The organism is Achromobacter sp. (assembly GCF_050285585.1).
Classification (GTDB): Bacteria; Pseudomonadota; Gammaproteobacteria; order Burkholderiales; family Burkholderiaceae_B; genus Achromobacter.
In genome coordinates, this window is record NZ_JBLZXF010000002.1 from 118,727 (window position 1) to 138,158 (window position 19,432).

Below are 19,432 nucleotides of genomic sequence, written 5' to 3' on the forward strand. Positions count from 1 at the left end.
CCGGCTGCATCGCTCAGGTCACAAGGGGGCCCGGCGACTTCAGATAATCGGACTTGATCTTTTCCACGATCCAATAGGTCGTGGCGCCGACCGTGCCCGTCGGGTTGTAGCCGGAATTCTGCGGAAACAGCGCCGCGCCAGTCACGAACACGTTGGGCACTTCCCACACCTGACCGTAACGGTTCACCACACTGGTACGCGGGTCAGCCCCCATGGCGGCCCCGCCCGTGAGATGCGTTGATTGGTACGCCGCGGCAGTGAAAGGCCGCTTGCGAGGCCCGGGCTCCGTGCGTTGCACGCCCTTCATGGCGCGGCCGATCTGGTCGCCGCGTTCGGTCAGAAAGGCCGACATGCGAATGTCGTTGTCCGGAAGGTCGTAGGTGACGCGCAGCAACGGCAGGCCCCACGCGTCCTTGTAGGTAGGGTCCAGACTCAGGTAGCTGCCGCGGGTGGGTTGCGCCGACCCCGTGATGGTGATGGAGGCCGAGTGGTTGTAATAGCGCTTGACCGCCTGCTTCCAGGCGCTGCCCCAGGCGGCGGTGCCCTTGGGCACCGGGTGGTAGCCGATGGGAGCGCCGCTGACCACCTGGATCTGAAGGTAGCCCCCGCCCACGAATCCAAGCGGCCCATGATCGAAATTGTCCGCGCTGAAGTCGTCCATGGTGACCGCCACCGCCCCGGCGCCCATGAATGGATTGATGTTGAATGATTCGTCGAAGAACAGATTGACGCCGGAGGTTGTCTGGTGCGTATAGTTGCGCCCCACCACGCCGGTGTTGCGTTGCGGGTCATACGCTTCGCCTATGCCTGACAGCAGCAACAGGCGCACATTGTTGATGCCGAAGGCGCACAGCACCACGACCTCGGCGGGCTGGAAAATCTCCGTGCCCGCGCCGTCCACGTAGGTCACGCCGCGCGCCCGCTTCCTGTCTTGCGTCAGTTCCACCCGCAGCACGTGGGCGCCGGTGCGCAATTCGAAGTTCGACAACTTGAGCGCCACCGGCAGCACGCAGACCTGGGGCGATGCCTTGGCGTAGTGCTCGCATCCGAAGTTCGAGCAGAAGCCGCAATAGACGCAGGCGCTCATCTGCAGTCCCTCGCTGTTCACGTAGGGCCGGGTACAGAGCGCGGATGGCTGCACGTAAGGGTGGTATCCCAGGCTGCGCGCCGCCTCGCCGAACAATGCCGGCGCATATGGAACCTTCATGGGCGGGTTGGGATAGGGGCGCGACCTCCACGGTTCGAATGGATTGCCGCCTTCCTGCTTCTGGCCTTTGATATTGCCCGCCTGACCCGAGGCGCCGATCAGGTAGTCGAAGCGATCGAAATACGGTTCAAGCTCGTCGTAGCTCAGCGGCCAGTCCTGGCAGGTAAGGTCTTCGTCGAAAATCCGGGCGCCGTAGCGCTCGGTGTAGTGGCTGCGCATATTGAAGTCGGTGGGATCGAATCGGTAGTACGCGCCCGACCAATGATTGCCCGCGCCGCCCAGATGCGTCCCTGGATAGGCAAATTGCCAGCGCCGCATGGGCAATGCGGTTTGCCCGTCGTGATTGCGGAAGGTGAACGTTTCGCTGGCCGTATTCTGATGCAGGGCGTGCCTGCGCGTGTACTTGAGTTCGTCGTGGACAGTGGGTCCCTGGAAGTCCGGCGACGGCCAACGCGGCTCTCCACGCTCCAGCACCACCACCCGCTGGCCGGCGGCGGCCAGTTCCTTGCCGATGATGGAACCGGTCCAGCCAGCGCCGATGATGGCTACGTCCACCGCGGGCATCGTTTTAGCCATGGCCGCCTCCTTCATTGCGGGAGGGCGCGCTCCCTCCTGCGGGCTGGTGTCCGCGCGCCTGAGCGATGGACACAGGCTTGCCCTGCCAAGCCACGCCATGCCGCTCGATGTCGTTGGAGAAACTGGCATAGGCCCCGGGGAAGCCTACCAACTGCCAGCCGACCATATTCCTGTTTCCTCCGTACAGCGGATCGCTGAAGAAGCCTTCCAGGGTTCCCTCGAGCAAGGCCTGGAAAAATACTTCCGCCGGCAACGGGTCGAAATCGAGTTCGCCTTTCTGCATGGCGACAAGCCAGGCGTCCTGGTCTTGCTCGGCGAGCTGCTCGTAGGCCTTGCCCTCCTTCTTGCGCACGGCCGCGTCGAACGCGGCCAGGCCTCGGCGGTACATCTCGGCCGGCGTGAATGACAGTTGGTAGCCCTGCTCCGGCGTACCCGGCATAAAAGGGCCCTGCCGATACAAATGATCACCCGCGCCCCATGCGCCCGCCAGCTGGCCGTCCAGAAAATGCGTGACGCCCGCCTCTTTGGCGCCGGGCCCTAGCTCATCGGCCGGAATCAGGCGGGCCGCGATGGCGTCCATGAGCGCGGCTTCCTGCGCATTGAAAAAACGCAAAGGCACTGGCGCCGCGGAGTCCGCTTGCGGGTGCGAGGCGGGAGCCTGCGCCATGGCGGGCACCCCGGAAACCGCCAGGGCGCCCGGCACGCCGAGCGTCAGCGCCTTGAGGACGCTGCGGCGCCCTGGCACGGGCGGACTTTCGTCGGCAGCCAAGCCGGCGGGGGGAACGACGGGCCGCTGATCGTTCATACCGTTCTCCTGGTTGGACACGCGGCGGCGACAGCAAGCCTCGGGCCCGGCACGGCATTTGCATGGGCAACACTCGATTCTCGGGAAGGAGCTCCCATGTCAGCCATGTCCGTCACTTTACGCGCTATCGCCCTTGTTTTGCTAGGAGGATCGCTGTCCATGGCGGCGCCTCCGGACCCCTCCCCTCGGGACAAGCCTCCCAGCCCGCGCGAGCACCTGCCTGCCGATGGCGCCGCGGCCGGCAGGCAGGATGCCGAGGGAAAAACCGGGCAGGAGCGGAAAAAATTACCTGCGCCCAGGCCGCCCGGACGTTCGAATGGCCTGGACCACGCGGAGCAGGGAGGCACCGATGCGCGGGGCAGCCAAGGCCCGACAGGCGCCACCACCGGCTCGACGGGCCAGGGCGGGTCGCCGGGTTCGGGGGCATCTTCCGGGTCGGGCGGCACCGCGGACCCGCGTTGACCGCCGTCATGCCGCCATAAAAAGGGGACACACGAGGCCGGCAGTGGCTGCTTCATAGGAGACATACAATGAAATTCACCAAGGAAACAAAGGCGCACGTGCAAGGCGACGCCATAATTTTCGAGCTGGAAACGGCGGGCGTCACAAGGCAGTTCGAGATATCCGGCGACGTCCTCCGGCGTCGTTTCGGCGCAAGGGACGAAAGCGCGCCTGAGCTCTTGCAGGCATTCGAGGGCGCCGCACAGGCGCTGCGGAAAGTTGCGCATCGCGCGCAATGGGTGCCCTTTGAACAACGGATCGAATTGGGTGCGGGCGATTTCGAGGAGCGCTGAGTCATTCGCACGCCCCGGGCCGCCCCTTGCGGGCACGGGCCATGCTGGCGCGGAATGAACGTGGCCCAGGGTCCGCCCTTTCCGGCAGCCGACATGGACGAGGAACAGGAACTCCGCGAAAACATGGTGCAGCGCCAGCTCGTGGCGCGCGGCGTGCGCGACCCCGCCGTGCTCGGGGCGATGCGACGGGTGCCGCGTTCGGCGTTCGTGCCGGATGAGAGCCGGGCGCTGGCCTACGACGACCGCGCGTTGCCGATCGGCTGCGGCCAGACCATATCGCAGCCGTACATTGTCGCGCTGATGGCGCAGGCGGCCTCCATGCGACCGGGGGACAGAGTCCTGGAGATCGGCGCCGGGTCGGGCTACGCTGCGGCAGTCATGGCGCAGATCGTCGGCAAGGTCGACGCGATCGAGCGCCACGAGCGCCTCGCGATCCGGGCGCGGGAGACCCTGCGCAGCATCGGTTGCGGCAACGTCGCCATACATGTGGGCGACGGCACACTGGGCTTGCCGGAAAAGGCTCCGTTCGACGTCATCGTCGCCGCGGCGGCAGGCCCGATCGTGCCGCCGTCCTGGCGCGAGCAACTGGCCGTGGGAGGCCGGCTCGTGATGCCGTTGGGCGACAGGCCTGCGGTGCAGCGCCTGGTCCGGATCACGCGCCGCGGAATCGCGGAATATGAGCAGCTGGATCTCGGCATGGTCGCATTCGTACCCCTGATCGGCGCGCAGGGATGGCAGGACGACGAGGACGATGACCAGGCGCATGGCGGGTAGCCGCTACGAACCGACACGGTCGCGGCGCGATGGCGCGCCCCTGGGACGCCGCTGGCTGCCTCCATGCGATCGGGGCCGGAGTGGCCGCGCCTCTCTAGAATTCCCGCTGGCGCTCGCCCACGCGCGCGCCCGTCACCATCTCCGTCACCCAGTTGACGAGAATCGAGGTGTATGCGCGCTGCGCCGCCTTTTCCGTCAGCGCATGGTCGGCGCCGTCGATTATCCGGTGGGTCAGGGAGTGCGACCGACGGAAGGCGGAACGGTAGCTCATGATGGTGGAGTGCGGTATGTAGATATCGTTCTCCGCTTCCACCAGCAGCACATCGCCAGAGAATTCGGTGCACGCTTTCAACGCGCGGTTTTCCTCGGGCGGGACATAGGCGCTGCGGTAGGCGCGCAGCGTTTCGCGGTTGAGCTGATTCTTGGGAAGCAGCCATTCATCGTCGCGGTACAGCGCCGGAACGTGCAGCGCCAGCCAGCGCACCGGACGCATGGTGGAGAGCAGGGCCGCCAGGTAGCCGCCATAGCTGCTGCCCACCACCGCGATCGAGCCGGAATCCAGCGACGGATGAAGGGACAGCCTGTCGTAGGCCGCCACCACGTCGCGGAAATTGTCTTCGCGGGTCACCTGCAGTTGCTGGGCCCGCGTGCCGGCGTGCCCGCGCAGATCAAAGGTCAGGCAGACGCAGCCCAATGCCGCGATGCCCTTGGCGCGGGACAAATCGAATGCCTGGCTGCCGCCCCAGCCATGCACGAACAACACCCCCGGCACCTTGTCTTCCGGAGTGAGAAAGGTTGCCTCCAGTGAAACGTCATCGACTTCAAGCGCGGTCGGAGTGCTATGCGCCGCCATCTTCTGCCTCCACGATCCCTCCCGATTTGCTGATCGGTCCGACGGCGCGGTCGATCCCGTGGAACACCAGCCGCTGCGCAATCGGCGGGGGTTCGTCCGCGCCGTAGCGTTCGCGGGTTTCGGCGCGCACCTCGTTCAACGAGGGCGACAGCGCAAACGCCTGCATGGCGGCCAGTTCGGCGATGCTTGCGCCGCCTGCGCGCCAGGATTGTTCCAGCACGCCGGCGCGGGCGCCTCCCTCCACCGACCGACCGATCGCGACGTCGTAGTTGCGCCGGGACGCGATCAATTGCGGGTAGGCGGCCGAGACCGCCGCGTCATAGCGGCACGCCAGATCCAGGGCGTGCCGCTCCTCGTCGCCGAGATCCAGGGCGCGCAGGGCATCGACCCCGCCGCGCGCCACGCGCAGTTCGGATCCCCCGTACACCCGGCGGCCCTGGTTATCGTCGGTCAACGATTGCGTGCCGACGTAGGAAATATCCATCTCGCCCACCCTCGACCAGCCTATGCTGTAGGTTTCGACCTCTTCGAGGTCCTCCTCGAGCACCAGGCCCTGGCGCGCCATCACCCGGCCGCATTGCGCCGCGACGGCCGCCCGCAACGCCTCCTGGTCTCTCGCCACGACCTGCCCGCGCCCGCCGGTCCCGTCCGGGGGCTTTACACGGACCGCGCCGCGCGCGAGCAACCGCAGGCCCGCGGCAAAAGCGTCTTCGGGGCAGAAGGCGGTATAGCCTTCCAGCACCGCGTCACGCAACGCGGAGGCAAGCGCTGGCACCCAGCCGGCAGGGCGACGGGCGTCCGGTCCGACCAGCCCGTGGCTGATGGCCTTCGTGGCCACGAAGGCGTGCGGCACCACGCCGCCGTAGATATCCCCCATGCCCTCGATACCGAGCACGGCGGCGCGCGCGGCGCCGACGATGCTGCGATCGGGCACGTAGTAAGGCGCGGGTCCGCCACGGTAGCGGCTGGGCCGGTAATCGGGCACATAGCGCCTGCCCAGCAATGCGGCCAGGCGGGAGGCCAGAGCCTCCTGCGAGGCCAGTTCATGCTCGGACGCCTGCGCGCGCCGGGGGAAGGCCGCCACGATGCCCTCCGCGCGGGAGTAGGATAAAGATGATGCCATGGCTGGCAGCTAGCAAGCGGCGTGCCCGAACGCCGCCGCGGAGCAGGACGGGGCCGGCGATAGCGGCCCGCTGTCAGCCTACAGACAGCCAGGAGCGAGGGCCTCCAGCTACACTCTCGGGATCCCGCGCCGGTCCCGCGCGCAGAGGCGCGGCGGCCGGCGGGCGGCCGAGTTCTCAATCTCCTGTCATGTCCCAATCCGATTCGTTCAATCTGAAGAAGATCGCCGTGCCGGCGTTCGGCCCGTCGTTGCTTTACGGCATCAGCAACGGCGCCATTCTTCCCGTGATCGCGCTCACCGCGCGCGACCATGGGGCGTCGGTAGCCACGGCGGGTCTGATCGCCGCCCTCATCGGGGTCGGCTCGCTGCTCTCCAACATTCCTTCCGCGCTGATCACCGAGCGCTTCGGCGAGAAGCGCGCCATGGCCGGCGCGGCCCTGCTGAGCGTGGTCGGCCTGCTGCTCGTGATCGGCGTGCCCAAACTCTGGGTGCTGGCGCTGGCCATGCTGATGCAGGGGTGCGCGCAGTCGGTGTTCCAGCTGGCGCGCCAGAGCTACATGATCGAAGTCGTGCCGCTGACGTACCGTGCGCGCGCCCTGTCCACGCTCGGAGGCACGACGCGGATCGGCACCTTCATCGGCCCGTTCGCGGGCGCGGCGCTGATCCATTTCCTGGGGCTCGACGGCGCCTATTGGATTGCCGTCTGCGCCATGCTTGGCGCGGGGTTCATCGCCATCAAGGCGCCCGACATCGAACCCTCGGGCGGCAAGGGCTCCGGCGCGCCGCGCGCGCGCATGGGCGAGGTCGCGCGCGACCATCGCGGCGTGTACGCCACGCTCGGCGTGGGCGTAATGCTGATCAGCGCGCTGCGCGCGTCGCGCCAGGTGGTGATTCCGCTGTGGGCGGACCATATCGGCCTGGACGCCACCACCACCTCGCTCGTCTATGGGCTGGTCGCCGCGGTGGACATGTCGGTGTTCTATCCGGCGGGCAAGGTGATGGACCAGCGCGGCCGCCTGTGGGTGGCGCTGCCGTGCACGCTGCTGATGGGGCTGAGCCTGATGGCGATCCCGCTGACCGGCGGCGTGACGAGCTTCATCCTGGTGTCGGTGCTGCTGGGTTTCGGCAACGGCATCGGATCCGGCATCGTGATGACGCTGGGCGCCGACGCGGCGCCGGCGGGCGCGCGCACGCAGTTTCTCGGTATCTGGCGTTTCATGGCCGATCTGGGCTCGAGCGGCGGACCGGTGGCGCTGTCGATGCTGACCGCCCTGCTATCGCTCGGCGGCGCATCGTTTGGCGTCGGAACGCTGGGCCTGGTAGCGGCCGGCGTCTTCTGGCGCTGGCTGCCGCGCCGCGCGCAGGCCTGAGCCAGGCCGACGGTGTACTGCCGGCTCCCCGCTCGCGGACCTGCGGCTGAGGGATATATTCCCGCGCCCGGGTTTCACTCGTGCGGCGGTCGATATCAACAATATTGATAGCGTGCCTTCCCTCGCGGTTGCGAGACGAGGGAATCGTAGTCCGACTCCTTTTTTTGCTACCCGCCCTGGATCGCTGGCCCCTTCAACTCGATTTGATTGCCGTCGGGATCGAAGCAATAGATCGAAAGTCCTTCTCCTTCCGCTCCGTATCGCATCACGGCCTTGTCCGCGGCAATTCCGAAAGCTTGCAGATGCTCGAGGATGGCGGCTTCATCGAACGGATCGACCCGCAGGCAAAAGTGGTCGAGATTGTGCCGATCCTTCCCGGGAGCTTCACCGCCAGCGGCGCCCAAGGGGCCTTGCACATCGACCAGATCGATCATGGATCCACCGGCGCCCAGGTGGATCATGGCGTATTCATCGTTCTTCTTCCTGACGCAACAGCCCAGTACCTTCGTATAGAAGTCCACACTACGCGCCAGGTCCCGAACCCTCAGGACGATGTGGTCCAGGTGCTGAATCTGGAATGCCGGCATGACTATTCTCCTGGGGCGAGAGGAATCTGACGCAAAACGCCGGACGGCCGGCGGCTGCGGCGGGTCGAAAGCGCCTGCCCACATCTTCAGTGAACCGGATCGCGGGCGCAATGAAATTCGGCAGCGGGAAACCCATTATGCGTCCCCAATTAATTCCATTCTCCCAATATGTAACAGCCGTCGTTCCCCCCTTGAAGCCTAGAACATCATCCCTATAATTAGCACTCGACACCGGTGAGTGCTAACAACGTTCCCGGGCTCAACTGATCATTCTTTTCCTCTTCTTTTTGTAACAGGAGTTCCTCATGGCCTTGCGTCCCCTGGGCGATCGCGTGATCGTCAAACGCCTCGAAAACGAGCGCAAGACTGCGTCGGGTATCGTCATCCCCGACAGCGCCGCCGAAAAGCCTGATCAAGGTGAAGTCGTGGCCGTCGGCCCCGGCAAGAAGACCGAAGACGGCAAGATCCTGCCGGTTGACCTGAAGGCTGGTGACAAGGTTCTGTTCGGCAAGTACGCCGGCCAGTCCGTGAAGGTTGATGGCGAAGAACTGCTCGTCATCCGCGAGGACGAAATCCTCGCCGTGGTCCAGTAAACCCTGCCTCAAACGAATTTTCGAAGGAAGCTAAGAAATGGCTGCCAAGCAAGTATTGTTCGGTGACGACGCCCGTGTGCGTATCGTCCGCGGCGTGAATGTTCTCGCCAACGCTGTCAAGACCACCCTGGGCCCCAAGGGTCGCAACGTCGTGCTGGAGCGCTCGTTCGGCGCCCCGACCGTGACCAAGGACGGCGTGTCCGTCGCCAAGGAAATCGAACTGAAGGACAAGTTCGAGAACATCGGCGCCCAGCTGGTCAAGGACGTCGCCTCCAAGACCTCCGACAACGCCGGTGACGGCACCACCACCGCCACCGTGCTGGCCCAGGCCATCGTTCAGGAAGGCCTGAAGTACGTTGCCGCCGGTTTCAACCCGATCGACCTGAAGCGCGGCATCGACAAGGCTGTCGCCGCCGCCGTCGCCGAACTGAAGAAGCAATCCAAGCCGGTCACGACCAGCAAGGAAATCGCTCAAGTCGGTTCCATCTCGGCCAACAGCGACACCTCCATCGGCCAGATCATCGCTGACGCGATGGACAAGGTCGGCAAGGAAGGCGTCATCACCGTCGAAGACGGCAAGTCGCTGGAAAACGAGCTGGACGTCGTCGAAGGCATGCAATTCGACCGCGGCTACCTGTCGCCCTACTTCATCAACAACCCGGACAAGCAAGTTGCCGCCCTGGAAGATCCGTTTGTCCTGATTTTCGACAAGAAGATCAGCAACATCCGTGACCTGCTGCCGGTGCTGGAACAAGTCGCCAAGTCGAGCCGTCCGCTGCTGATCATCGCCGAAGACGTCGAAGGCGAAGCGCTGGCCACCCTGGTTGTGAACAACATCCGTGGCATCCTGAAGACCACCGCCGTCAAGGCTCCTGGCTTCGGCGACCGCCGCAAGGCCATGCTGGAAGACATCGCCATCCTGACGGGCGGCACGGTGATCTCCGAAGAAACCGGCATGTCGCTGGAAAAGGCCGGCCTGGCTGAACTGGGCCAAGCCAAGCGCATCGAAGTGGGCAAGGAAAACACCACGATCATCGACGGCGCTGGCGACAGCAAGTCCATCGAAGCCCGCGTCAAGCAAGTGCGCGTGCAGATCGAAGAAGCCACGTCCGACTACGACCGTGAAAAGCTGCAAGAACGCGTGGCCAAGCTGGCCGGCGGCGTTGCCGTGATTCGCGTTGGCGCTGCCACCGAAGTCGAAATGAAGGAAAAGAAGGCTCGCGTCGAAGACGCCCTGCACGCTACCCGCGCTGCAGTGGAAGAAGGCGTCGTGGCTGGCGGCGGCGTTGCTCTGCTGCGCGCCAAGCAAGCCATCTCCGACCTGAAGGGCGACACCGCTGACCAGAACGCCGGCATCAAGCTGATCCTGCGCGCTGTCGAAGAGCCGCTGCGCACGATCGTCACCAACGCCGGCGAAGAAGCCAGCGTGGTTGTGAACAATGTGCTGAACGGCAAGGGCAACTACGGCTACAACGCCGCTTCGGGCGAGTACACCGACCTGGTCGAGCAAGGCGTGCTGGATCCCACCAAGGTGACCCGCACCGCCCTGCAGAACGCTGCCTCCGTCGCCAGCCTGCTGCTGACGGCTGAAGCCGCCGTGGTCGAACTGGCCGAAGACAAGCCCGCTGCTCCGGCGATGCCCGGCGGCATGGGCGGCATGGGCGGCATGGACTTCTAAGTCCCGCTTCCCGGCCTCCCCGGCTTCGGCCGGGGAATGCCGTTCCCCGAAAAACCCCCGGTCCTTCGCCCCGGGGGTTTTTCTTTTTCCGCCCTCCGCATGCGGTGGACACGTTTGCGCACAGTCTTGCGGTTTCCCCGCGGCGCATGCGTCCCTACAATAGGGGTTCCCCCGAGCGAGCCTTACCCCATGCGCATATCCAAGACCCTGCTGCGTGCCCTGCGTCCGTCCGAGATCGGCGGGCTATTGATGGATTCCGCCAAGCAGTGGTCTACCCACCGGGCGTCGAGCAAGGGCGCCGCACTGGCCCTGTACATGGTGTTCTCCCTGGCCCCCATGCTGATCCTGGTGATCGCGGTGGCGGGCGCCTTCTTCGGCGAGGACGCCGTGCGCTCGGAGCTGTTCTCGCAGCTGCGCGACCTTACGGGCGAACGCGGCGCCGAAGTCATCCAGACGGTGCTGGCCAGCGCTCACGAGTCCGGCGGCGGGTGGATCGCGGCGCTGATCTCGATTTTCGTGCTGATCTTCAGCGCCACGACGGCCTTCGCTGAACTGAAGGCCAGCCTGGACGATCTCTGGGAGGTATCCGCCAATCAGAAGGGCGGCTTGCACGGCATGGTGCGCAGCCGCATGCTGTCGTTCGGCCTGGTGCTGGTCCTGGCGCTGTTCCTGCTGATTTCCCTGACCGTCAATGCGGCGCTGGGAGCCGCGCGCAGCTACTACGGCGACTTGTGGACGGCCTCGTCCTTCGCGCTGGTGGCGGAATGGATCTCCAATCTGTTTTCCTTCTCGGTGGTCGCGGCCCTGTTCGCGGTGATCTTCAAGCTGCTGCCCAGCGCGAAGATCTCATGGCCGGACGTGATCCCCGGCGCCATCGTGACGGCGGCCCTGTTCCTCGTCGGCAAATGGGGGATCGGCGTGTACCTGAGCCGCGGCGCCGCCGTGTCGGCGTATGGCGCGGCGGGCTCGCTGATCGCCCTGCTGCTCTGGATCTACTATTCGGCGCAGATCTTTTTCTTCGGCGCCGTATTCACGCGGCAATTCGCGCTGCGCTTCGGCCGCGAGCAGCCGGCGGCGGCGCAGCCGGCAAGCTCCGACGGCAATCCCGGCGCCTGATCCTTGCGGCTCAGGGCTCGTCGCGGGTTTCCAGCCCCGCCATCAGGCGCAGGCATTTCAGGAATACGGGGCGCAATTCCTCGGGCACGGGCGCCAGCACCTGCGCCTCGACCGCGGCATCGTGGGGCAGGATGCGCGCGAGCAGGTCGATACCTTCGTCCGTGATTTCCAGCGCATAGGCGCGGCCGTCCTCGGCGGAGCGCGTGCGGCGCACGTATCCCTTCTTCGTCATGCGCGCGATCATTTCGGCAAAGGAATTGCGATCCAGCGCGATCAGTTCGGCGATGCGGTTCTGCGTGGCGCCCGGGTTCTGGTAGACCGTGATCAGCAAGGCCTTCTGACGCGGCGTCAGGTCCTCGCCGGGGAAGGCCTGGGTGAACAGGCCCTCCGCCCGAAAATGGGCGCGGCGCAACAGGTGGGACGCCACGTGGGTCAGGTCGAATTCATCCAGGGCGCGGAGCTTGGCCTGGCCGGCGCGGGCGGGTCTGGCTGTGGCGGTCATCGGACTTCCATGGTGGTACGCCTGGGGATTGTAGGCGCTGGCGTTCCGGAATACGCGCATTGACTTGCGGCTGGGGCGTGCCTATGATTCTCGAAATATAGTACGTATACGTATTTATTTGCATCGTAACAGAGGCCCGGCATGACGATCCGCCAATTGCGCAACTACATCGATGGCCGCTTTGAAGAGGGCGCGTCCACCTTCGACAAACACAGCCCGGTGGACGGCCGGCTGATCGCCCAGGTCCACGAAGCCGGCCGGGACCAGGTGGACCGCGCCGTGGCGGCGGCGCGGCGCGCCCTGCCCGCCTGGGCCGCGTTGCCGGTCGCCGCGCGCACCGACCACCTGCTGGCGCTGGCCGACGGTATCCACCGGCGCTTCGACGACTTCCTGCAGGCCGAGATCGGCGATACCGGCAAGCCCGTCGGCTGGGCCGGCAAGGTAGACATCCCGCGCGGGGCCGCCAACTTCCAGGCCTTTGCCGAATTGGCCCGCACGCTGGACATGGAAAGCTACATGACCGACACGCCGGACGGCAGGCAGGCGCTGAACTACGCCTACCGCAAGCCGCTGGGCGTGGTAGGCGTGATCTCGCCCTGGAACCTGCCTCTTCTCCTGCTGACCTGGAAGGTGGCGCCCGCCCTGGCTTTCGGCAACACCGTGATCATGAAGCCGTCCGAGGTCACGCCTTCGACGGCCACCCTGCTCGCCGAGGTCGCCGGCCAGGCGGGCCTGCCGGCCGGCGTGCTGAACCTGACGCATGGATTCGGCCCCGGGTCCTCGGGCGAATTCATCACCACGCACCCGGACATCGACGGCATTACCTTCACGGGCGAATCCGCCACGGGCGCCGCCATCATGCGGGCCGTGGCGCCGGGCGTGAAGCCGGTGTCGTTCGAACTCGGCGGCAAGAACGCGGCGCTGGTGTTCGCGGACGCGGACTTCGACGCGGCGGTCGACGGCGTGACGCGCTCGGCGTTCGCCAACTGCGGGCAAGTGTGCCTGTGCACGGAACGCGTGTACGTCGAACGTCCGATCTATGCGCGTTTCGTGGAGGCGCTGGCGGCGCGGGCCAGGTCGATGCGCATCGGCTGGCCGATGGAGCCCGATACGGAAATGGGCCCGCTGGCGTCGCGCGAGCACCGCGAGAAAGTGCTGTCGTACTTCGCGCTGGCCCGCCAGGAAGGCGCGACGGTGGCGGCCGGCGGCGGCATCCCCGAATTCGGAGACGCCCGCGACGACGGCGCCTACGTGCAGCCCACGGTCTGGACCGGCCTGTCCGAGGAGGCCCGCTGCATCAAGGAGGAGGTCTTCGGCCCGGTCTGCCACGTGGCGCCCTTCGACACCGAGGAAGAGGCCATCCGCCTGGCGAACGACACACGATACGGCCTGGCCGCGGCCGTATGGACGCAGAATCTCGCCCGCGGGCACCGCGTCGCCCAGGCCATGCGGGTGGGTCTGGCCTGGGTCAACTGCTGGTTCCTGCGCGACCTGCGCACCCCATTCGGCGGCAGCGGCCTGTCGGGAATCGGCCGCGAAGGCGGACGCCATTCGCTGCATTTCTATACTGAACCCACCAACGTATGCGTCAAACTCTGATCTGTTCCACCCAAAAGGAAATCGCGATGAACCAGCCCAAGACAGACCGGACGGAAACGAACCGGGCCGAGATCGGCGCCACCGTCGTGGCCGGCAAGGCCACGCCCCGCGGCAAGTACCCGCACATCAAGCGCGCGGGGGATTTTCTGTTCGTCTCCGGCACCAGTTCGCGCCTGCCCGACAACCGCATCGCGGGCGCCGACGTGGATGCGATGGGCACCGCCACCCTGGACATCCGGGTGCAGACCCGGGCCGTCATCGAGAACATCCGGGACATCCTGGGCACCGCCGGCGCCACGCTGGCCGACGTGGTGGAAATCAGCACGTACCTCGTCAACATGAACGATTTCGGCGGATACAACCAGGTGTATGGCGAGTACTTCGATGCGGACGGCCCCGCACGCACCACCGTCGCGGTGCATCAATTGCCGCACCCGCAGCTGCTGATCGAAATCAAGGCGGTCGCCTACAAGCCGCTTGCGCGCTAGCGGCGGCGCGCATGCCGACTTTCCGCATTACGCCCAACGCGCTCGGCCGCAAGCTGAAGCTGCACCAGTTGCAGATCTTCGAACGCGTGCTGGCGCGCCGTTCGCTGTCGCGGGCCGCCAGCGAGCTGCACCTGACCCAGCCCACCGTCACCAAGGCCGTCCACGACCTGGAAGCGTTCTTCGGCGCCCCCCTGTTCGAACGCTCCAACCGCGGCGTCACGCCGACGGAACTGGCCGTGGTGCTGGGGCGCCGCGTCCACGCCATGATGGCCGAGATCCGGTACCTGGCCGACGATATCGACGCGGTGCTGGGCGGCGCCAGCGGCCACGTGGCGGTGGGCACGCTCATCGCGGCGTCCGCGAAACTGCTGCCCGAGGCCATCGCGCGCCTGATGACCGACCATCCGGGCATCCAGGTCACCGTTCGCGAAGGGCCGACCGCCCAGTTGCTGCCGGCGCTGGCCACGGGCGATCTGGACATCGTCGTCGGCCGCCTGCCCGGCGCCGACATGGCGTCGATCTCCGGCGTGGCGGTGGACCACCACAGGCTGTACCGGGAAGACCTGTGCCTCGTGGCCGGCGCCCGCCATCCCCTGGCCGGCGCGGAAGAAGTGGCGCTGTCCGACCTGGCCGATTGCCTCTGGATCCTGCCCTCGCCCACCTCGCCGCTGCGCGCCTCGATCGAGCGCACCTTCTCCGACGCCGGCTTGCGGCTGCCCGCCCGCCAACTCGAATCGCTGTCGCTGCTGACCAATATCGGCGTGCTCATGCACAGCGACGCGCTCGCGCTCATTCCCTACGACGCGGCGGCGCAATTCCTGTCCATGGGCGTGCTGGCCCGATTGCCCACGGACGTCTTCGGCGCCTTCGGCGACGTGGGCTATTCGGTCCGGGCGGACCGTCCCCTGACGCCGGCCTGCCTGCGGCTCGTGGACTATTTGAAGCAGACCGCCGCGCAGCGCGGAAGCGGCGGCGAATGACGCACCCGGGTTATCCCGCGATAGAAAGGCGGCATGGCCGCCCACACAATTTCTATTGTGCAGCCGTTCGCCATGCCGCTTAGACTCCGAGGAAGAGCGCAGTTTCCCCATTCCTGGAGTTCCACATGCTCGCTTATGGCGCCCCGTTCAATTTCCAGCGCTGGATCGACGACAACGCGCATCTGCTCAAGCCGCCGGTCGGCAACAAGCAGATCTGGCAGGACGCGGATTTCATCGTTACCGTGGTCGGCGGCCCGAATCTGCGCACCGATTACCACGACGATCCCCTGGAAGAATTCTTCCACCAGTTGCGCGGCAACGCCTGGCTTTCGCTCTGGATAGACGGCAGGCCGGAACGCGTGGACCTCAAGGAGGGCGACGTCTTCCTCTTGCCGCCGCACGTGCGCCATTCGCCGCAGCGGCCCGAAGCCGGCAGCGTCTGCCTGGTCATCGAGCGCCAGCGCCCCGAGGGCCTGCTGGATGGCTTCGAATGGTATTGCCCCGCATGCCATCAACTGGTGCATCGCGCCGAGGTGCAGCTCCAGAGCATCGTGACCGACCTGCCGCCCTTGTTCCAGTCCTTCTATTCCAGCGTGGAAAAACGCACCTGCCGCGGCTGCGGCGCCATCCATCCGGGCAAGGGGGACATGCCGGCATGAGTACTCCGCAAGCGACGCAGGCCCCATCGCGAACCATTCAGAAAATCGACATGCATGCCCACTTCTTTCCGCCGATCACGCGGGAGGAAGCGGCCGCGCTCGACCCCGTCAACGCTCCCTGGCTACGGCCGGAGGGCGATGGATCCACGGGCCAGATCATGGCCGGCGACCGGCCCTTCCGCCCCGTGGACGCCACCCTCTGGGACCCCGCCCTGCGGATCCGGCAGATGGACCGCCAGGGCGTGGACGTGCAGATCCTGTGCGCCACGCCCATCATGTTCGGCTACGCCTATCCCGCGCGAGCCGCCGCCGACTGGGCGGCGCGCATGAACGATCTGGCGCTCGAGCACTGCGCCCATGCGCCATCGCGCCTGAAGGCGCTGGCGCAGGTGCCGTTGCAGGACCTGGACCTGGCCTGCCGCGAAGCGTCCCGGGCGCGCGCCGCCGGCCACCTGGGCGTGCAGATCGGCAACCACGTCGGCCCGCGCGACCTGGATGACGAAACCCTGGTGCAGTTCCTGATCCATTGCGCCGGCAACGACATCCCCGTGCTGGTGCATCCCTGGGACATGATGACCGACGGCCGCATGAAGAAGTGGATGCTGCCGTGGCTCGTCGCCATGCCGGCGGAAACCCAGCTGGGTATCCTGTCGCTGATCCTGTCCGGCGCCTTCGAACGCATACCGCGCAGCCTTAAGCTGTGCTTCGCGCATGGCGGCGGCAGCTTCGCCTTCCTGCTCGGGCGCGTGGACAACGCCTGGCGGCACCGCGACATCATCCGCCAGGATTGCCCGCAGTTGCCTTCGTCCTATACCGACCGCTTCTATACCGACAGCGCGGTCTTCGACCCGCGCTCGCTCCGGCTGCTGATCGATGTCATGGGCGAAGACCGCGTCCTGCTGGGCTCCGACTATCCCTATCCGCTGGGCGAACAGGAAGTGGGCAGGCTGGTGACGCACGCCGGCCTGCTCCCCGAGGTGCAGCGGAAGATCCTGTGCGGCAACACGATGGCGTTCTTCGGCCTGGACCGGCGCGCCGCGTAGCCTCCGCGATAAATCGGACCGGCCGCGGTCAGCCCTCGGCGCGCGGCGCCGTGAATCGCGGCAGGGGCACGCCCAGCCGGCGGCTCCATTCGGCCATCTCGGCCTTCAGCGCCGGCGGCACCGGAATCCCGCAGGCCTGGCGCTGTGCCCGCGCGGCCAGCTCGGGATCGCCCGGCATGCGCGGCGCGCCCGGCTGCGCCGCAAGCTCGGCCGCCATGCCCGCCACCACCGCGGCCAGCGCCGCGCCGCCGGCGAACCGGGCAGGATCGATGACAATGAAGAACGCCCCCAGTTCGCGCGGGCGCTCCAGCTGTTCGTACATGGGGCCGATGCGCGGCCCGTAGGGGTTGCCGTTGAGCGGCCCGCACAGCAGGTCGATCATCAGCGCCAGGCCGTAGCCCTTGTGGCCGTACTCGCCGCCCAGCGGCGTCAGGGCCCGGGCATGCGCGGCATCCGTCACGCCCTGCCCCTCGGCATCCAGCGCTACGCCCGCCGGGAGTTCCGTGCCGTCGCGGCGCGCGTTCATCACGCGGTTCCACGGGATGGACGTTGTCGCCATGTCCAGGCACAGCGGTTCGCCGCCCTGCCGGGGGAATGCGAAGGAGACGGGATTCGTGCCGAAGAACGGCAGCCGGCCGCCGAAGGGCGCGGCGATGGCGTCGGAATGGGTGAAGGCGATGCCGATCAGCCCTTCGCCGGCGGCTGCGCGCGTGTACAGCCCCATGGCGCCGCAGTGGGACGAATCGCTGACGCCCACGGCGCCCACGCCCGCCTCTCGCGCCAGCGCCAACGCGGCCGCGTTGGCGCGATGCGCCACCACGATGCCGTGGCCCCTGCCGCCATGCACCTGCGCGGTCGCCGGGCCGCTTTGTTCGATGCGGATTTCCGGCTTCGCCAGGATCGAGCCATGCGCGACCCGGTTCAGGTAATGCGGCAACCGGGCAATGCCATGGGAGTCGACGCCCCACAGGCTGGTCTGCGCCAGGCTGGACGCCAGGCAGCCAGCGTCGGCTTCGCTGAAGTCCAGGGCCCGCAGGCACGCCTCGCCCCATAACCGCCACCGCCCCGCGTCCACGCGCTCCAGTCCAGCCATTCGGCACTCCTCGTAGATGCGGGCGGCATGCCGCCCGCCGTCATGCGACCGGCTCGGGCTGGACCGCGTCCCGCTCCAAAGCCTCCAGCGCGCCCAGCACGCCTAGCGCGCGCAGGCGTTCCAGCTGCAGGGCCAGCGCCTCGACGAACGCCGGCTTCCTGCCCAGGTCTCCGAACACGGGCCGGAAACCGGCCAGCACCATGGCGCGCCGATGCGCCGCCTGCGACGGGGCCGAGGCCGTGGCGGCCACGTCGGCGCGCGCCAGCAGCTTGGCCAGCGCCCCGGCCAGTGGATCCTGGATGGAATAGGCGTTGCCCAGTTCGTCGCAACCGCGCAGGTAGTGCAGCCATGCCGCCACGGCCAGGGCCAGCCGGCTGAAATCGTCTCCGCGGCGCAGGCGGTCGCGGATGGCGGCCAGCAGGCGCTGCGGCACCTTCTGCGAACCGTCCATGGCGATCTGCCGCGTCAGGTGCGGCAGCGCCGGATTGGCCACGCGCATCAGGAACCGCTGGCGGTACTCGTCCAGCCCCGACTCGGGAACGCCGCGCAACGTGGGCGCGATTTCCAGCCGCATCATGTCATCGACGTAGCGGCGCAGCGCCGGCGTGGCGGCGGCCTCGCTGTTGGTGCGCAGCCCCAGCATCGCGCCCAGGTAGGCGAACGCGGAATGCGGCCCGTTGACCATGCGCAGCTTGAGGCGTTCGTATGGCGCGGCGTTGCGCACGAAGGTCGCGCCGCCCGCGACATCCCAGGCCGGCCTGCCGGCGGCGAACTTGTCCTCGATGACCCAGTTCAGATAGGGCTCTCCCACCACGGGCCAGGCGTCCTCCACGCCCAGCCGCCGGGCCACGCGCGAGCGGTCCTCTTCCCGGGTGCCCGGCACGATGCGGTCCACCATGGAATTCGGGAAGGTGCAGTTCTTGTCGATCCAGGCGGTCAGGCCGACGTCTACCCGCAGGGCGAAGGCCAGCACCAGGCTGCGCAGCGTGTCGCCGTTGGCATGCAGGTTGTCGCAGGACAGCAGCGTGACCGGAGGCAGGCTGCGTTCGCGCCGCAGCGCCAGGCCGTACACCAGCATGCCGATGGCGCTGCGCGGCCTGTCCGGGTGCTCGAGATCGTGCGCAATGTCCGGGTCGTCCCAGCGCAGGTAGCCGGTGGACGGTTCGTGGCTGTAGCCCTTTTCGGTCACGGTCAGGCTGACGATGCGGGTCTGCGGATAGGCGATGCGTTCCAGCGCCGCGTTGGGATCTTCCTCGGCCACCACGACCCGCAGCACCGACCCGATCACCCGCAGCTGTTCGCGGGCCTGCCCGTCCGGGCCGGCATCGCGCAGCGCCAGGGCGTAGAGGCCGTCCTGGGGCGCCAGCGCGTCGCGCGTGGCGGAGCTGCGCAGCGAAATGCCCACGATGCCCCAGCTCAGGTCCCCGCTGGCGGCCATGGCCAGGTCCGTCACGGCCGCCTGGTGGGCGCGATGGAAGGCGCCGATACCCAGATGCACGATGCCCGGGGTCAGCCGGCTCCGGTCATAGGCGGGCAGCTCCACGTCCTTGGGGAGATGCGGCAGGGACTCCGAATTCAAGCGTTCGAGCATG

General features: G+C 67.1%; 19 protein-coding genes. 11 read left to right on the forward strand and 8 right to left on the reverse strand.

What is annotated here, in order from left to right; translation table 11 throughout:
• Positions 1-13: 13 nt before the first annotated feature.
• Both ACN6PJ_RS03805 and ACN6PJ_RS03810 read right to left on the reverse strand, forming a co-directional pair.
• Complete coding sequence (locus ACN6PJ_RS03805) at positions 14-1,783, reverse strand: GMC family oxidoreductase (RefSeq protein WP_427994579.1); 1,770 nt, start codon at positions 1,781-1,783, stop codon at positions 14-16.
• On the reverse strand, positions 1,776-2,588 hold the full coding sequence (locus ACN6PJ_RS03810; RefSeq protein WP_427994580.1) for a gluconate 2-dehydrogenase subunit 3 family protein: 813 nt from the start codon (positions 2,586-2,588) through the stop codon (positions 1,776-1,778). The genes ACN6PJ_RS03805 and ACN6PJ_RS03810 overlap by 8 nt, the downstream gene beginning before the upstream one ends.
• Before the next feature lie 530 nt (positions 2,589-3,118).
• On the opposite strand from ACN6PJ_RS03810, the gene ACN6PJ_RS03815 reads away from it, so the two are divergent.
• Together ACN6PJ_RS03815 and ACN6PJ_RS03820 are read left to right on the forward strand one after the other, a co-directional pair.
• On the forward strand, positions 3,119-3,382 hold the full coding sequence (locus tag ACN6PJ_RS03815; RefSeq protein ID WP_427994581.1) for a DUF1488 family protein: 264 nt from the start codon (positions 3,119-3,121) through the stop codon (positions 3,380-3,382).
• Between the two features lie 54 nt (positions 3,383-3,436).
• Positions 3,437-4,156, forward strand: coding sequence for a protein-L-isoaspartate(D-aspartate) O-methyltransferase (locus ACN6PJ_RS03820; protein ID WP_427994582.1), 720 nt, complete (start codon positions 3,437-3,439; stop codon positions 4,154-4,156).
• A gap of 94 nt (positions 4,157-4,250) precedes the next feature.
• Here the strand turns inward: ACN6PJ_RS03820 and ACN6PJ_RS03825 are convergent, their stop codons facing one another.
• Positions 4,251-5,009 (reverse strand): alpha/beta hydrolase family protein, encoded by a 759-nt coding sequence (locus ACN6PJ_RS03825; RefSeq protein ID WP_427994583.1) that lies wholly within the window; start codon positions 5,007-5,009, stop codon positions 4,251-4,253.
• Complete coding sequence (locus ACN6PJ_RS03830; protein WP_427994584.1) at positions 4,996-6,132, reverse strand: DUF3182 family protein; 1,137 nt, start codon at positions 6,130-6,132, stop codon at positions 4,996-4,998. The genes ACN6PJ_RS03825 and ACN6PJ_RS03830 overlap by 14 nt, the downstream gene beginning before the upstream one ends.
• Before the next feature lie 188 nt (positions 6,133-6,320).
• On the opposite strand from ACN6PJ_RS03830, the gene ACN6PJ_RS03835 reads away from it, so the two are divergent.
• On the forward strand, positions 6,321-7,502 hold the full coding sequence (locus tag ACN6PJ_RS03835; RefSeq protein ID WP_427994585.1) for an MFS transporter: 1,182 nt from the start codon (positions 6,321-6,323) through the stop codon (positions 7,500-7,502).
• A 167-nt stretch (positions 7,503-7,669) separates the two neighbouring features.
• Here ACN6PJ_RS03835 and ACN6PJ_RS03840 read toward each other — a convergent pair whose 3' ends face one another.
• Complete coding sequence (locus ACN6PJ_RS03840; RefSeq protein WP_427994586.1) at positions 7,670-8,089, reverse strand: VOC family protein; 420 nt, start codon at positions 8,087-8,089, stop codon at positions 7,670-7,672.
• 305 nt (positions 8,090-8,394) lie between these two features.
• Here ACN6PJ_RS03840 and groES point away from each other — a divergent pair, with 305 nt between their 5' ends.
• From groES to ACN6PJ_RS03855, 3 genes are all read left to right on the forward strand, one after another.
• The gene (groES, locus tag ACN6PJ_RS03845; RefSeq protein ID WP_006221616.1) at positions 8,395-8,682 is read left to right on the forward strand and encodes a co-chaperone GroES; all 288 of its coding nucleotides are present in this window, start codon (positions 8,395-8,397) and stop codon (positions 8,680-8,682) included.
• Between the two features lie 37 nt (positions 8,683-8,719).
• Positions 8,720-10,360 carry a chaperonin GroEL gene (gene groL, locus ACN6PJ_RS03850; protein WP_427994587.1) on the forward strand — a complete coding sequence of 547 codons (1,641 nt, stop codon included), beginning with the start codon at positions 8,720-8,722 and terminating at the stop codon, positions 10,358-10,360.
• A 189-nt stretch (positions 10,361-10,549) separates the two neighbouring features.
• Positions 10,550-11,476, forward strand: a complete 927-nt coding sequence (locus ACN6PJ_RS03855) for a YihY/virulence factor BrkB family protein (protein ID WP_427994588.1) — start codon at positions 10,550-10,552, stop codon at positions 11,474-11,476.
• 10 nt (positions 11,477-11,486) lie between these two features.
• Here the strand turns inward: ACN6PJ_RS03855 and ACN6PJ_RS03860 are convergent, their stop codons facing one another.
• Positions 11,487-11,978 carry a MarR family winged helix-turn-helix transcriptional regulator gene (locus ACN6PJ_RS03860; RefSeq protein ID WP_427994589.1) on the reverse strand — a complete coding sequence of 164 codons (492 nt, stop codon included), beginning with the start codon at positions 11,976-11,978 and terminating at the stop codon, positions 11,487-11,489.
• A 141-nt stretch (positions 11,979-12,119) separates the two neighbouring features.
• On the opposite strand from ACN6PJ_RS03860, the gene ACN6PJ_RS03865 reads away from it, so the two are divergent.
• The 5 genes from ACN6PJ_RS03865 (at position 12,120) to ACN6PJ_RS03885 (ending at position 16,747) form a co-directional block, all read left to right on the forward strand.
• Positions 12,120-13,577, forward strand: coding sequence for a 2-hydroxymuconic semialdehyde dehydrogenase (locus tag ACN6PJ_RS03865; RefSeq protein WP_427994590.1), 1,458 nt, complete (start codon positions 12,120-12,122; stop codon positions 13,575-13,577).
• A gap of 26 nt (positions 13,578-13,603) precedes the next feature.
• A complete protein-coding gene (locus ACN6PJ_RS03870) occupies positions 13,604-14,065 on the forward strand; it encodes a RidA family protein (RefSeq protein ID WP_427994591.1) in 462 nt (153 codons plus the stop codon).
• A gap of 11 nt (positions 14,066-14,076) precedes the next feature.
• Positions 14,077-15,045, forward strand: a complete 969-nt coding sequence (locus tag ACN6PJ_RS03875) for a LysR substrate-binding domain-containing protein (RefSeq protein WP_427994592.1) — start codon at positions 14,077-14,079, stop codon at positions 15,043-15,045.
• A 125-nt stretch (positions 15,046-15,170) separates the two neighbouring features.
• Complete coding sequence (locus ACN6PJ_RS03880; protein ID WP_427994593.1) at positions 15,171-15,704, forward strand: 3-hydroxyanthranilate 3,4-dioxygenase; 534 nt, start codon at positions 15,171-15,173, stop codon at positions 15,702-15,704.
• A 50-nt stretch (positions 15,705-15,754) separates the two neighbouring features.
• Positions 15,755-16,747 (forward strand): amidohydrolase family protein, encoded by a 993-nt coding sequence (locus ACN6PJ_RS03885; RefSeq protein ID WP_427994594.1) that lies wholly within the window; start codon positions 15,755-15,757, stop codon positions 16,745-16,747.
• 28 nt (positions 16,748-16,775) lie between these two features.
• Here ACN6PJ_RS03885 and ACN6PJ_RS03890 read toward each other — a convergent pair whose 3' ends face one another.
• Complete coding sequence (locus tag ACN6PJ_RS03890) at positions 16,776-17,840, reverse strand: Ldh family oxidoreductase (protein ID WP_427994595.1); 1,065 nt, start codon at positions 17,838-17,840, stop codon at positions 16,776-16,778.
• A 40-nt stretch (positions 17,841-17,880) separates the two neighbouring features.
• Positions 17,881-19,431 (reverse strand): mannitol dehydrogenase family protein, encoded by a 1,551-nt coding sequence (locus ACN6PJ_RS03895; RefSeq protein ID WP_427994596.1) that lies wholly within the window; start codon positions 19,429-19,431, stop codon positions 17,881-17,883.
• Between the last annotated feature and the right edge of the window lies 1 nt (position 19,432).